This is a genomic window from Polynucleobacter sp. QLW-P1DATA-2 (genome assembly GCF_001870365.1).
Lineage (GTDB): Bacteria > Pseudomonadota > Gammaproteobacteria > Burkholderiales > Burkholderiaceae > Polynucleobacter.
The window spans coordinates 148,851-162,716 of sequence record NZ_LZMQ01000001.1; the positions used below are offsets into that span (position 1 = coordinate 148,851).

At 46.8% G+C, this 13,866-nt stretch carries 11 protein-coding genes and 1 pseudogene; 3 read left to right on the forward strand and 9 right to left on the reverse strand.

Going from position 1 to position 13,866, the window contains the following annotated elements:
- Positions 1-155 precede the first annotated feature (155 nt).
- The 5 genes from lptB to A9236_RS00865 are packed head-to-tail and all read right to left on the reverse strand — an operon-like array spanning position 156 to position 3,716.
- Entirely contained in the window at positions 156-923 is a 768-nt protein-coding gene (gene lptB, locus A9236_RS00845; RefSeq protein WP_071466200.1) for an LPS export ABC transporter ATP-binding protein, read from the reverse strand.
- Complete coding sequence (locus A9236_RS00850; RefSeq protein ID WP_236638648.1) at positions 920-1,471, reverse strand: LptA/OstA family protein; 552 nt, start codon at positions 1,469-1,471, stop codon at positions 920-922. Before A9236_RS00850 ends, lptB begins: the two co-directional genes overlap by 4 nt.
- Positions 1,472-1,481: 10 nt before the next feature.
- Positions 1,482-2,123 (reverse strand): LPS export ABC transporter periplasmic protein LptC, encoded by a 642-nt coding sequence (gene lptC, locus A9236_RS00855; RefSeq protein ID WP_071466198.1) that lies wholly within the window; start codon positions 2,121-2,123, stop codon positions 1,482-1,484.
- Positions 2,124-2,126: 3 nt separating this feature from the next.
- On the reverse strand, positions 2,127-2,699 hold the full coding sequence (locus A9236_RS00860) for an HAD family hydrolase (RefSeq protein WP_071466197.1): 573 nt from the start codon (positions 2,697-2,699) through the stop codon (positions 2,127-2,129).
- Positions 2,700-2,723: 24 nt separating this feature from the next.
- A complete protein-coding gene (locus tag A9236_RS00865) occupies positions 2,724-3,716 on the reverse strand; it encodes an SIS domain-containing protein (protein WP_071466196.1) in 993 nt (330 codons plus the stop codon).
- 11 nt (positions 3,717-3,727) lie between these two features.
- On the opposite strand from A9236_RS00865, the gene A9236_RS00870 reads away from it, so the two are divergent.
- On the forward strand, positions 3,728-5,710 hold the full coding sequence (locus A9236_RS00870) for a monovalent cation:proton antiporter family protein (protein ID WP_071466195.1): 1,983 nt from the start codon (positions 3,728-3,730) through the stop codon (positions 5,708-5,710).
- 18 nt (positions 5,711-5,728) lie between these two features.
- Here A9236_RS00870 and uvrA read toward each other — a convergent pair whose 3' ends face one another.
- Positions 5,729-8,617: an excinuclease ABC subunit UvrA gene (uvrA, locus tag A9236_RS00875; protein ID WP_071466194.1), complete on the reverse strand. Its 2,889-nt coding sequence runs from the start codon at positions 8,615-8,617 to the stop codon at positions 5,729-5,731.
- A gap of 37 nt (positions 8,618-8,654) precedes the next feature.
- Here uvrA and A9236_RS00880 point away from each other — a divergent pair, with 37 nt between their 5' ends.
- Positions 8,655-9,839 (forward strand): MFS transporter, encoded by a 1,185-nt coding sequence (locus A9236_RS00880; protein WP_071466193.1) that lies wholly within the window; start codon positions 8,655-8,657, stop codon positions 9,837-9,839.
- 80 nt (positions 9,840-9,919) lie between these two features.
- Complete coding sequence (ssb, locus tag A9236_RS00885; RefSeq protein ID WP_071466192.1) at positions 9,920-10,375, forward strand: single-stranded DNA-binding protein; 456 nt, start codon at positions 9,920-9,922, stop codon at positions 10,373-10,375.
- A gap of 84 nt (positions 10,376-10,459) precedes the next feature.
- Here ssb and queF read toward each other — a convergent pair.
- The 3 genes and pseudogenes from queF to ilvA form a co-directional block, all read right to left on the reverse strand.
- Positions 10,460-11,288: pseudogene (queF, locus tag A9236_RS00890) on the reverse strand (NADPH-dependent 7-cyano-7-deazaguanine reductase QueF).
- 15 nt (positions 11,289-11,303) lie between these two features.
- Positions 11,304-12,218 carry a 5'-nucleotidase gene (locus A9236_RS00895; RefSeq protein WP_071466190.1) on the reverse strand — a complete coding sequence of 305 codons (915 nt, stop codon included), beginning with the start codon at positions 12,216-12,218 and terminating at the stop codon, positions 11,304-11,306.
- 15 nt (positions 12,219-12,233) lie between these two features.
- On the reverse strand, positions 12,234-13,754 hold the full coding sequence (ilvA, locus tag A9236_RS00900) for a threonine ammonia-lyase, biosynthetic (RefSeq protein WP_071466189.1): 1,521 nt from the start codon (positions 13,752-13,754) through the stop codon (positions 12,234-12,236).
- Positions 13,755-13,866: the final 112 nt, after the last annotated feature.

Genomic DNA, 13,866 nt, shown 5'->3' on the forward strand with positions numbered 1-13,866 from the left:
AGCTCATGCTGGGGTGCGCAGCAAGCCCCTATTAATTTGTTGAGCAGTTTTTTTTGGAAAATGAACCATGAGCCTCCAGCGTATCAGCGAATTTGCTGAAAACCAAGAGGGGAAAGTACTTTTTATTGCAGATATGCGCAGAAGCCTTGTCTGGCTTACATCCGGAAGTTTTCGCCCAGGTAAACGCGGCGGACGGCATCATTTTTAATAATTTCGTCTGGCTTACCTTCTGCAAGAACGCTTCCTTCGCTAATAATGTAAGCGTGATCGCAAATACCAAGGGTCTCTCGAACGTTATGGTCAGTAATCAATACGCCAATTTGGCGATCTCTTAAGAAGCGAACAATCCGTTGAATCTCCCCAACAGCAATAGGGTCAACACCGGCAAATGGCTCATCCAACAGGATAAATTTTGGTTGCGAAGCAAGAGCCCTGGCGATCTCTACACGTCGACGCTCGCCGCCAGAAAGTGAGAGAGCTGGGTTATTTCGTAAATGGCTAATTTGGAGCTCACCTAAGAGTTCATCAAGACGGTTGGATATTTCCGCCTTGGTTAATGGCTTCCCACCTTGTACTTGAAGCTCTAAGACTGCTTGGATATTTTCAGCAACATTAAGTTTTCTAAAAACGGATGCTTCTTGTGGAAGGTAGGACAGACCCATACGAGCCCGCTCATGAATAGGCAAGTGGGTAATGTCAGTTCCATCGAGCACAATGCGACCGCCATCAAGCGGAACCAGGCCAACAATCATATAAAACGAGGTAGTTTTACCCGCACCATTGGGCCCAAGTAATCCAACAACCTCACCACACTTTACTTCGACTGAAACATCTCGCACGACCGTTCTAGAGCCATAACGTTTTTGAAGGTTGTGGGCACTCAGCGTTGGAGTGTTATTGGTTTGAGCTAAATCCGTTGTCATTTCTCTAGTGTGGCTTTTCGTCTTGGTGAAAGGATTGCTCTAGCTAAAGGTAAGTCCTCTGGTTTTGCATCCGCAGGAGGCGTTACTCGATAGCGCTCGGTAATATCATCGTACTCAATTTTCCAGCCTTGCAGCTGATCAAGCATTTGCATGTTCAGAGAACGACGCAAACTGGCATCACCAGTAATGGTGAGCATTTCAGTCTTGGCGTTATAGCTTAGTTGGGTGCCGCGACCTTGCATGTATTCATCAGGAATGCCCTCTTTACGCTGTCTAAAGCTAGCAGTGCTATCCGCCGAACCTCTGACATCTACAAACTCGTAACCCTCAGGATCAACTTGAATATGCCCATCTTCACCAGTGACAACAATACTGCCTTTGATTAGCAGGATCTGACCTTGTAAGTCATAAATCTGTTGCACATCGTTTACTGACACTTTTTCGGCCTCAAGAACGATAGGCTTGTCTTGATCTGCTTTTTCAGCTTGGACGGCACTATTCATGAGCAGAATGCTCAACGCAAGCAAGAGAAGGGGTAGGCGACTCATGAACAACATTCTATTGAGGACTCCGCGGGGCACGTTCAATACGTCCTCTAACCTGACCAGAAAGGGTCATGCTCTGCTGAACATTGTTGAAAGTTCCGCCATCAGTTGAGTGCATGATGGACATACCCTGCTCAAGCGTAATAGGCCGATCAGTTTCGATAATGTCATCGTTAATTAAAACCTTGTAATAGCTTGATGAAGCGAGCATGCGTAGAGTTGCAGGCTCTGTAGCGGTAGCAGGCTGAGCTGGCCTAAAGATAGAGGCGTTGTCGAATAATTCTAGGATTGTCAGATCCCCGTCTAGGTGTCCGGTATTTGATTTCACTGTGACCGGCGCTTTGTCGGCCTGAAAGAGGCGCATGCGAGGCATATCAATATCGATCGTTGCGTCATCATCATAGTGGGTCACTTTATTGCCTAAAACACGATACTTGGTGTTACCTAATTCGTTGAGTGCTGAAAGTGTGCCATCTTTAATGACATAGTCGGGTTCATGCAGACGAACGCGTTCAAGCGCAGCTTTCTCTGGAGGAGTATTTTTTTGTACCAACCAAAAAGTAGCTAGAGTCAAAGTACCCATCACTATTAATGGCATGAGACGCAATAGCGTACGACCAATACTCAATTTGATATGCTGAGAATTCAGTTGCATTGCTTAATTGCGAGCCTTAATTAGCAATTCCTCGTAGCGACTTTGTGCTTTCAGAATAAGGTCACACACTTCTCGTACTGCGCTATTTCCACCTGTACGAGTGGTTACAAAATGCACAAATTCTTTAACGGCCTCATGCGCTTGAGCAGGGGCAATTCGGAGACCTGCATTTTTCATCATAGCTAAATCAGGCCAGTCATCACCCATGACAGCACAATCACCAGATGTGAGTCCGAGCGATTTAATCACCCCCTCTAAAGCAAATGCTTTATTTTCAACACCCATGTGCACATGTTTAATGCTAAGCTCATCACAGCGTGCCAAAACCATTTTGGAGTTTCTGCCAGTAATAATTGCGGTTGGAATGCCGCATTGTTCTAAGAGTTTGATTCCAAGACCGTCTTGAATGTCAAAAGCTTTTAAAGACTCTTTGCCATCACTACCAATCCACACTTGGCCATTGGTGAGCACGCCATCAACATCTAAAACAAGTAGCTTGACTTGGCCTGCGCGCTCCCAGGCTTGTGGATATTGGGACAGCGGATTGGTGTTGTGGGGATTAAAAGCGCTAGGCATGGCTGTATTAAATAGTCCGCTACGTTAAATAACTTTGGCTGCAAAGAGGTCATGTAGATTTAGGGCGCCCAAAAGGTGGCCATCTTTATCTGTTACTACTAAATGATTGATGCGATGTTTTTCCATCATCTCGATCGCCTCTTCAGCCAATAGCTCTGGTGGAATGGTACGAGGTCTGGCGGTAGTTGCATTCTGAAGAGTGATATCGCTCAAGTTAGTATTTTTTTCCAAGAGGCGACGTAAATCACCATCAGTCAGAATGCCAAATACTTTTTGTTTTTCATCTAAAGTGACGACCATACCCATACGCTTTGATGTCATTTCTAATAGGGCATCTTGTAGTGATGCCTGAATAGAAATTTTTGGCGTGTCATCAAGACTACGCATGACTCCGCTGACATGCATTAATTGTTTTCGTCCTAATCGACCGCCCGGATGAGAGCGCTGAAAGTCTTCAGCTTGAAAACCACGAGCGTCCAATAAAGCAACAGCTAAAGCATCACCCATGGCTAATGCTGCCGTAGTGCTGGTTGTTGGAGCTAGATTTAATGGGCACGCTTCTTTTTCTACGCTGGTATCTAAGTGCGCGTCTGCTAATTGAGCGAGAGAGGAATTCGGTGCGCCAGTTAAGGCGATCAGTTTTGCGCCCGTACGTTTAACAATCGGAACAATGGTTAATAGCTCATCGGTTTCACCAGAATTGGAGAGCGCAACAAAAACATCATCACGAGTAACCATTCCTAAATCACCATGGCTGGCTTCCGCTGGATGAACAAAGAATGCAGGGGAGCCGGTGGAGGCGAAGGTAGCAGCGATCTTACGGGCAATATGACCTGATTTGCCAATGCCGGAGACCACAATTCTGCCTTTACAGCCATGGAGCATTTCCACTGCATGCACGAGTGCGTCTGCGTTAACGCCCTCTAGGCGATCACGCATGGTTTGCAGTGCAGCAGCCTCAATGGTGAGGGTGTCGCGTGCAAGCTTTAGGGTACGTTCACGAGTCTTAGCTATCATCGAGTAAGTATATGCCGTCAGTCCTTCAATTAACCCTCATTCTCCTAGCCTCTGGTGTGGCTGGAGTGGTTATTTTCCGCTATTTTGGCTTACCCCCTATTTTGGGCTATTTGGCCATTGGCGTATTAATTGGGCCTAATGCCCTGGGTTTAGCAAATGACTCTGCAACCGTGAAGTATTTAGCGGAATTTGGGGTTGTTTTCTTGATGTTCTCGATCGGCTTGGAATTTAATCTTCATAAGCTCCGGTCAATGCGAAATATCGTATTTGGCCTGGGCGGCAGCCAAGTTCTATTGACAATGCTTTTGGCGGTGCCTGCCAGCTTGTTGATGAATTGGATTTACCCCATTTCTTGGCAGGCAGCGATTGCCTTGGGCGGCGCTTTAGCTATGTCCTCGACAGCAATTGTCACAAAACTCATTTCTGATCGATCCGAGCTGGAAACAGAGCACGGTCGTAATGTAGTCGGTATTTTGCTGTTCCAAGATTTGGCGGTCGTTTTCTTATTAATCTTGCTGCCTTCTTTGGGAAAAAATCCTAAGGATCTGTTTGTGGCTCTGACGGCTGCCTCTATCAAAATCACGATTGCATTAGGGCTGATTTTCTTTATCGGCCAGTCACTCATGAGTCGCTGGTTTAGATTGGTTGCCAAGTTACGCTCTCAAGAGTTGTTTATGTTGAACCTCTTGTTAATTGTTCTTGGCATGGCAGCCTTGACTGAACACTTTGGTTTATCTCTTGCTCTAGGTGCATTCCTGGCGGGAATGTTGATTTCTGAAACGCCTTATCGCCATCAAGTGGAGGAGGATATCAAGCCGTTCCGCGACGTTCTCTTGGGACTCTTCTTTGTAACAATTGGCATGCTGCTCGACTTTAATGTCATTCTTGAGCAATGGATGCTGGTCTTGGCACTTTTGCTTGGCCCATTGATATTCAAGTTTGGCTTGATTGCCATACTTTCAAGACTATTCGGCTCAAGTCCCGGCATATCCATTAGAACGGGCTTATGCCTAGCTCAGGCAGGCGAATTCGGCTTCGTGTTGCTGACCCAAATTGATGGCTTAGATTTAATTGACCCTACGCTAAGTCAGGCTGTACTTGCTGCAATGTTGCTCTCGATGTTTTGCGCACCGTTTTTGGTTGAATACAGCGATCGTATTGCGATGCGCTTCTCTAGTAATGAGTGGTTGCTGCAATCACTTGCATTAACGCGCGTGGCTGCGAAAAGCGTACGCAATGAAAATCACGTCATCATTTGTGGTTTTGGTCGTTCAGGTCAAAGCTTGGCTCGTATGCTTGATCAAGAAAAGATTCCATACATTGCATTAGATCTAGATCCTGATCGCGTGAAAGAGGCGGCTGCTGCTGGCGATAATGTGGTCTATGGCGATGCGAGCCGGGAAAATTATCTAGTTGCTGCTGGGCTTTCGAGGGCAAAGACGGTGGTGATTACCTATGCTGATACTGCCGCCAGTATGCGGGTATTGCGTCAAGTTGAACATTTGCGTCCAGGGATGACTGTATTGGTGCGCACTCGAGATGACGCTGATATTGCTAAGTTGCAGGCAGCTGGTGCTACCGAGGTTGTTCCTGAATTAATCGAAGGCAGTTTGATGATTGCTTCCCACGTTTTGCTCATCATGGGCGTGCCGATGCGTAAAGTGGTGCGGCGTATTACGACTGCACGTGAGGAGCGCTATAGCTTGTTAAGAGGCTATTTTCGAGGCGCAGGTGATGATGACTTTGGTTCAAACGAATCTTGGCGTTTGCATTCCATTACCTTGTTGCCAAATTCTCAAGCGGTCGGCAAAACCCTGGGCGAGCTTCATTTAGAAAATGAAGGAGTAAGCATACAAGCGGTCCGTCGCAAAGGTCGCAACGCCGATTATGTGAAGTTGGCATTAGCCCCAGAATTGCTTCTGGAGGCTAACGATATTTTGGTGATCTCAGGTAATTCAGAAGCAACTGATTTGGCCGAAGCTAAATTACTCTGAGATCTGCGCCTAAGGCGACTATTTCTTTTTCTTGGCTGCTACTGGTTTACGAGTTAGCAATGGCGCTAAATAGTGACCAGTAAAGCTGACCTCATTCTTGGCAACATCTTCAGGTGTTCCGGTAGCAATGATTTGGCCACCACCAGCGCCACCTTTGGGGCCTAAGTCAATAATCCAATCTGCAGTCTTGATGACATCTAAATTGTGCTCAATGATGACAATCGTATTGCCTTGCTTCTTGAGGGTTTGAATCACCGTCAACAACAGCTGAATATCATGGAAGTGCAGGCCAGTAGTTGGCTCATCTAGGATGTACAGTGTTCTGCCAGTATCACGCTTAGAGAGCTCTAAAGAAAGCTTTACACGCTGCGCTTCACCGCCAGATAAGGTCGTCGCACTTTGTCCCAGTTTTACATAACCCAGGCCGACATCTAAGAGCGTTTTGAGTTTACGTTTAACCACTGGCACTGCTTCAAAGAATTCATGTGCTTGTTCGATTGTCATCGAGAGCACTTCGTGAATGTTCTTACCTTTATATCGAATGTCCAAGGTTTCGCGGTTATAGCGTTTGCCATGGCAGACATCACACGGTACGTACACGTCTGGCAAGAAATGCATTTCTACTTTGAGGACGCCATCACCTTCGCAAGAATCACAGCGACCACCTTTGACGTTGAAGGAGAAGCGGCCAGCTTCATAGCCACGTTCACGTGATGCAGGCACGCCCGCAAAGAGTTCGCGAATCGGTGTAAACAGGCCTGTATAGGTAGCAGGGTTAGAGCGTGGTGTTCTGCCAATCGGCGATTGGTCAACGCTAATGACTTTGTCAAAGTTCTCTAAGCCCTTGATGGCATCATGCGTGGCAGGTTCTGCATTGGAGCCATACAGATGTTGCGCAACCGCATGATGCAAGGTGTCGTTAATGAGGGTTGACTTGCCTGAGCCAGATACACCAGTAACGCATGTCAGAAGTCCAACAGGAATCTTTGCATGTACTGATTGCAAATTGTTTCCACGCGCTCCAATGATTTCTAAAAATCGATCATTTACGGGGATACGCTTTTCTGGAACGGCGATTGCTTCGCGTCCAGCAAGATAGGCGCCTGTCAATGATTTCGGATTCGCTTCTACTTCTGCGGGCGTACCTTCTGCAACGACTTCACCGCCATGAACTCCTGCACCAGGTCCAATATCAATAACCCAGTCAGATGCACGGATCATGTCTTCATCATGCTCAACCACTAAAACACTATTCCCTAAATCACGCAGGTGCTTGAGTGTGCCAATGAGTCGATCATTATCACGTTGATGCAAGCCAATCGAGGGCTCATCGAGTACATACATCACGCCTGTTAAGCCAGAGCCTATCTGGCTCGCAAGACGAATACGTTGGGCTTCGCCGCCAGAAAGTGTGTCGGCGCTGCGCTCAAGCGAGAGGTAATCAAGACCCACGTCATTTAGGAAACGTAGGCGCGCACTAATTTCTTTAACGATCTTATCGGCAATTTCTCTTTTGGCACCTTTGAGTTCAAGTGCTTCAAAATATTCTTTAGCCTCTTTGAGTGGTAAAGCGCTAATCTCATAGATTGCGCGAGACTGTTTCTTCTCGCCTACTTTAACGAAGCGGGCTTCTTTGCGCAAACGACTGCCATTGCATGATGGGCAGGTTTGAACATTTTGATAGCGAGATAACTCTTCGCGCACCGTCATGGAATCGGTTTCGCGATAGCGTCTTTCAAAGTTTGCAACGATACCTTCAAATGCATGCTCACGAATGCTGTTCTTGCCACGCTCATTGATGTACTCAAAAGGAATGGTGACATCGCCAGAGCCCAATAGAATCAAATCTTGTTGTTTCTTATTGAGCGTTTCAAATGGCTTCTCCACATCAAAGCCACCATGCTTGGCAAGGGTCTGTAAGAGTTTGAAATAAAACTGATTGCGACGATCCCAGCCTTTAATGGCACCAGAGGCAAGAGACAGGTCAGGGTGCGCAACGATACGCTTAGGGTCGAAGAAGGATTGGTGGCCAAGTCCGTCGCATGAAGGACAAGCGCCCATCGGATTGTTAAAAGAGAATAGACGTGGCTCTAGTTCCTGCAAGGAGTATGAACAAACTGGGCAAGCAAACTTGCTTGAGAAAATCATTTCTTTGCCAGTATCCATATCAACAATCATGGCTTTACCGTCAGCAAGACGTAAGGCTGTCTCAAAAGATTCTGCAAGACGCTGCTGAATATCGGGGCGTACTTTGATGCGATCCACTACCACTTCGATTGAATGCTTGTCGTTTTTCTTGAGCGTGGGCAGTTGATCCACTTCAAATATTTCTGCTTTAGCGGTATTCGTTGTGCCACCACCAGAGCGAACGCGGAAACGGACAAAGCCCTGTGCCTGTAGGTCTTGGAAGAGATCGACAAATTCGCCTTTGCGCTCACTTACCACTGGCGCAAGAATCATGAGCTTCGTATCTTCAGGCATTGACAATACAGTGTCGACCATTTGTGAAACGCTCTGTGCTTCTAATGGAAGATCATGGTCTGGGCAATGTGGTGTACCAGCGCGTGCAAATAATAGCCGCAAGTAATCATGAATTTCTGTAACAGTGCCTACAGTTGAACGTGGATTGTGGCTCGTTGCCTTCTGCTCAATCGAGATGGCTGGTGATAAACCTTCGATCGTATCGACATCAGGTTTTTCCATGAGCTGCAAAAACTGACGGGCATAAGCGGAGAGGGATTCAACGTAGCGACGTTGCCCCTCCGCATACAGCGTATCGAAAGCCAATGAGCTTTTGCCTGAGCCGGATAAGCCAGTAAGGACGACGAGCTTCTCTCTAGGGATGTCTAGATTGATGTTTTTGAGGTTGTGGGTGCGGGCACCGCGGATCTTAATTTCGTTATTCATGATTTTTTAGCGTAACTTGTTAATATAGCTCTTTCCCATGAATCCTTCTGAACTCCGATCCACTCTGGCCTTAGCAGGCATCTTTGGCCTCCGAATGCTGGGCCTATTCTTGCTTTTGCCTGTCTTTAGCATCCATGCGCGGGGCTTGCCAGGCGGTGAGCATGCCCTTTGGGTCGGCCTTACTCTGGGGATCTTCAATATTGTTCAGGCCTGTTTTTATATCCCTTTAGGTCGTTTATCAGATCGAATTGGCCGTAAACCCGTTGTTTTATGGGGTCTGTCCCTATTTGTGGCTGGCGCCCTGATCTGCGCAGCCAAGGACGATTTACTCTGGATTGCCATTGGGCGTGGGGTGATGGGCGCTGGAGCGGTCTCAGCAGCAATTTCTGCCTGGGTAGCTGATTTAACGCGTGAGCAAGTACGCACTCGCGCAATGGCACTGGTCGGCGGCAGTATTGCTCTCTCATTTGCTTTGTCATTGGTGATCGCTGCGCCGATCTACCGCGTGATTAGTTTGAGCGGAATTTTTATCGTCCTAGCAGTACTTGGTGTAACGGCGATGTTTGTGACTTATTACGTTTTGCCGACCACTAAGCCCGAAGTCAAAATTCAGCAAGCCCCTCTTAAAGAAGTATTTTTTAGGCCCGAGTTAGTACGCTTGAATATTGGGGTATTTGTTTTACACGCTACGCAAGTAGCCATGTTCTTGGTTGTGCCGCGTTTATTGGTGCAGGCGGGTTTACCTCTCTCATCCCATTGGGAAATTTATTTACCCGTTGTGTTGCTCTCTTTTTTCTTTATGGCCCCAGCTATTATTTACGGTGAGAAGAAGCAACAGTTAAGAACGATATTGTTAGTCGCAATTGTTTTATTGCTGATTGCAGAATTGATCTTTACACAAGCAAATTCAGTAATGACGATTGCAGCTGCATTGCTGGTTTATTTTGTGGGCTTCAATTTACTCGAAGCATTACAGCCCTCACTGGTGTCACGTTTTGCTAAAGAATCTAAGGGTACTGCCTTGGGCATCTACAACACTACTCAATCGATTGGCCTCTTCTTAGGGGCTGTTATTGGTGGTTATTTGATGGATAGCCATGGTGATTTATCGGTCTTTGCTATGGGTGCATCCCTCTTGGTTTGCTGGCTTATAATTGCTTGGTCGATGGGTGAAATGCCAACGAGATCAACAGACTCCAAGGATGCAGCCACAAAGACATAGCCGCAGCTTCATTGATTCAATTAAGCCAAGCAGTTTATTTTTAGTAGTAATAACAGCAGTATTTTTCTTCGGGAGACAACATGGCTTCGGTAAATAAGGTCATCATCGTAGGTAACGTAGGACGTGATCCAGAAACGCGTTATATGCCAAGTGGCGACGCCGTTACAAACATTTCAGTAGCAACATCTGATCGCTACAAAGACAAACAAACTGGCGAAATGAAAGAAACCACAGAATGGCATCGCGTTGCATTCTTTGGGAAGCTTGCAGAAATCGCTGGTCAGTACCTCAAAAAAGGCTCACAAGTTTATGTTGAAGGACGTTTGCGCACACGTAAATGGACTGACGCTAGTGGGCAAGAAAAGTATTCCACGGAAATCGTTGCAGAAACAATGCAAATGCTTGGCGGCAAGCCAGTAGGTGGAAGCGGTGATGGCGGCGAGAGCTATGCGCGCTCAAAGCCGGTTGAGCAGTCTGCTCCAGCCTCATCTAATGCTGCATCACTCGGTGCCATGGATGACGATATTCCGTTTTAAGAATTACTAAACAACGCATCGGTCACGGACTGGTGAGTTGGATAGCAAAAACCCCTTCTAGGATTTCCTACAAGGGGTTTTTATTTACTGTCTTGCGTGCCGAATATTCTCTGGCCAAGGTGAATTGTGATCCGTGCGGAACGGGTTGATATCTAAGCCACCCCGTCTTGTGTAGCGGGCATAGACTGACAATTTTTCAGGTTTGCACTGGCGTTTGATATCAGTAAAGATCGTTTCTACGCAATGTTCGTGAAACTCGCCCAATTGTCTAAAGCCAATAAGGTAGCGCAATAAACCCTCTTCCAAAATGGGTCTGCCTTGATAGCGTATTTGTACGCTAGCCCAATCGGGTTGACCTGTGACAGGGCAGTTTGATTTGAGAAGGTGAGAGACTAAGCATTGCTCAATTGGACCAAAGGACTCATTCACCCCCAAGAGACTTGGGTCGGCAGGCAGGTTGGGGTCAACCTCAATATCAAGACGATCCATCAAAATGCCACCCATCTCCTGCATACCTTTTTTTAGCAATGCTTTCTGTGGGGTTTATGCGAGTAGTGATCTTGCTGCCAGCAACTGCGGATAAATCAGTGATGAGTCTTTCCTGAACTTCATGCTCATCTTCAAAGCGTGCGCCGTTCAGGCTATTGAGGTAAAGCTTGAAAGACTTGGACTCAATCATATTTGGCGAGTCTGCAGGAATCTGAAACTCTGCCAATGCAATTTGCGGCTTACCTTTTTTATTGAGCCAACTGAGCTCAAAAGCATTCCAAATATCAACACCTACGAACGGTAATGTCTGACCTTCTTTGAGGCCGAGTTTTTTTCTGTTCTCAGCCCTTGGAATCGGAAATAGTAAGCTCGGATCATATTGATCTGGGTACTGTGTTGATTGACCGAGAGGTAGCGTTGCCATGAAATACTTTTTAATTTAGTTTTGGTTCTTGGGTTTATTAGAGACGCCAGATACAACGTGACCTGTTGGTGCAACTGAAGCTGCTGACTGGCAATGACCAGTTTGATCATCAAAGAAAAAATCTGGCTCGAACTCTCTCAAGAATTCACTTTTGGATAAGCCGCCTAAGAACATCGCCTCATCGACATCGATCCCCCATGCCATCAGAGTTCGAATCGCACGCTCATGTGCTGGTGCAGAACGTGCTGTCACTAATGCAGTACGAATGCGCATACCGTTTTCACTTGTAGAGCGTTGTAGTCTGTGAAGCGCCTCTAGTAGTGGTTTAAAGGGGCCTGGAGGCAAGGGTATATCGACCTTCTTGCTCTCGTGATCCACAAAGGCTTCGAGCCCTTTTTTCTGGAAGACCTGTTCGGCTTCATCGGAAAAGAGTACTGCGTCTCCGTCAAATGCAATACGAATTTCATTCGGATGTGATTCAGCTGTCTTGCTAGATTCTGGGTAAACCCGTGCTGCGGGGAAGCCAGCGTCAATTGTCGCCCGCACATCATCTTCATTGGCAGATAAGAAGAGATTGGCGTGCAGTGAGCGTAGGTAGTGATAAGGAGGGCGCCCTCTAGTAAATACGCCACGTTCTAGATGCAGACCATGATGCTCTGCAGATCGGAAGACTCGTAAGCCACTAACAGGATCATTGCGAGAGAGAATTACTACCTCTACGCGCTGTTCGCCTTCATCATTGAATGCGAGCAGTTTTTTAACTAGCGGAAAGGCAACCCCTTTTTGAGCCGCTTCACTGAGGCGCTCAAGCTGTAACTTCATATAGGCGCTGTCATCAGTAGATTCGAAGATGCGATTTTCTTCTTCAAAATCAAACAAGGCGCGCGATGAAATCGCAACGACAAGTTTTCCGGTGAGCGTATAGGACATCTTACGAATTACACCTTATTTGAGAAACAGGCGATAAGCAGGGTTATTGCTCTCGTCCCAGTGCGGATAGCCCAAAGTTGCTAAGAAGCTTTGAAATTTCTTCTGTTCATTCTGAGGAACTTGGATGCCTATTAAGATGCGGCCGTAATCAGCGCCATGGTTCCGATAATGAAATAAGCTGATATTCCAGTTGGGTGCCATGCTAGTCAAGAACTTCATCAAAGCGCCTGGACGCTCAGGGAATTCAAAACGGTAGAGCAATTCATCTTTGGCAAGGGCAGAATGGCCGCCCACCATATGGCGTAAGTGGGACTTTCCTAGCTCATCATGCGTGAGATCAATGGTTGCAAACTTAGCCTTACGAAAATGTTTCGCAATGACTTCGTTGTCACCAGCTTTTTGCGTGCTAATGCCTACAAAAATATGCGCTTCACTTTGATCGCCGATGCGATAGTTGAATTCGGTGACATTCCGCTTTCCAAGTAGTTCACAAAAACGCTTAAAGGATCCGCGTTCTTCCGGAATGGTTACGGCAAATACTGCTTCACGGAACTCACCAACATCTGCACGCTCTGCCACAAAGCGTAGACGGCTGAAATTCATATTGGCACCACAGGCAACGGCTACAAGCGTTTTCTTCTTGATACGTTTCTTTTCTACATACTTCTTCATGCCCGCAATAGCTAAGGCTCCAGCAGGCTCAAGGATGCTACGGGTATCCGTGAAAACATCGCTAATAGCTGCACAGATCTCATCGGTATCGACTGTGATGATTTCATCAACCACTTTTTTGCAGATACGGAAAGTTTCTTTGCCAACCAATTTGACGGCGGTGCCATCCGAAAATAAACCAACATCTTTCATCTCAATACGCTTGTTTGCTTTGAGTGATTGATTCATCGCATCGGAGTCTGAGGCTTGCACGCCAATGACTTTGGTCTTTGGGCTAACGGCTTTGATGTATTCACCAATGCCAGAAATTAAGCCACCTCCACCAATTGCAACAAAAACAGCATCAATTGGTTTTTCATATTGAGTAAAAATTTCATGCGCAATAGTGCCTTGCCCAGCGATAACATCAGGATCGTCAAATGGGTGCACAAAGGTCAAACCCCGTTTTTTGGCAATCGCTTCTGAATGTTTAAAGGCGTCGCTATAGGACTCTCCGTGCAGAATGATCTCCACCCAAGAGCCGCCTCTAGCCTTTACTGCGTCGATTTTGAGACTGGGAGTCGTCACGGGCATAACGATGACGGCTTTGCACTTCATTTTGGCTGCTGAAAGGGCTACGCCCTGGGCATGATTACCTGCGGAAGCCGCGATAACCCCGCGTTTGAGGGCTTCCGGGGGTAAATGGGCCATTTTGTTGTAGGCGCCACGCAGTTTGAAGGAGAAAACCGGCTGGTTATCCTCCCTTTTCAGTAGCACTTGGTTGCCCAAACGCTTGGTTAGTTCGGGGGCCAGCTGTAGCTCTGTTTCTCTGGCCACGTCATAGACGCGAGCCGATAAAATTTTCTTTAAATAGTTCGTTGCCATTCAATGAGCGTACCACGGATGGCTCCTAAGCCCTTAGATTTGCAAGGGTTTATCTTCTCGGGGAGCAACTTTCTCTGTTTCCTGCCACTATCAGGTTCGCTCTATTAAAATG

Coding starts and splice junctions, on each gene's coding strand:
- ssb (WP_071466192.1), top strand. CDS start 9,920: ATGGCTTCGGTAAATAAGGTCATCATCGTAGGTAACGTAGGACGTGAT.
- A9236_RS00880 (WP_071466193.1), top strand. CDS start 8,655: ATGAATCCTTCTGAACTCCGATCCACTCTGGCCTTAGCAGGCATCTTT.
- A9236_RS00850 (WP_236638648.1), bottom strand. CDS start 1,471: ATGAGTCGCCTACCCCTTCTCTTGCTTGCGTTGAGCATTCTGCTCATG.
- lptB (WP_071466200.1), bottom strand. CDS start 923: ATGACAACGGATTTAGCTCAAACCAATAACACTCCAACGCTGAGTGCC.
- lptC (WP_071466198.1), bottom strand. CDS start 2,123: ATGCAACTGAATTCTCAGCATATCAAATTGAGTATTGGTCGTACGCTA.
- uvrA (WP_071466194.1), bottom strand. CDS start 8,617: ATGAATAACGAAATTAAGATCCGCGGTGCCCGCACCCACAACCTCAAA.
- A9236_RS00895 (WP_071466190.1), bottom strand. CDS start 12,218: ATGTCCTATACGCTCACCGGAAAACTTGTCGTTGCGATTTCATCGCGC.
- A9236_RS00860 (WP_071466197.1), bottom strand. CDS start 2,699: ATGCCTAGCGCTTTTAATCCCCACAACACCAATCCGCTGTCCCAATAT.
- A9236_RS00870 (WP_071466195.1), top strand. CDS start 3,728: ATGCCGTCAGTCCTTCAATTAACCCTCATTCTCCTAGCCTCTGGTGTG.
- A9236_RS00865 (WP_071466196.1), bottom strand. CDS start 3,716: ATGATAGCTAAGACTCGTGAACGTACCCTAAAGCTTGCACGCGACACC.
- ilvA (WP_071466189.1), bottom strand. CDS start 13,754: ATGGCAACGAACTATTTAAAGAAAATTTTATCGGCTCGCGTCTATGAC.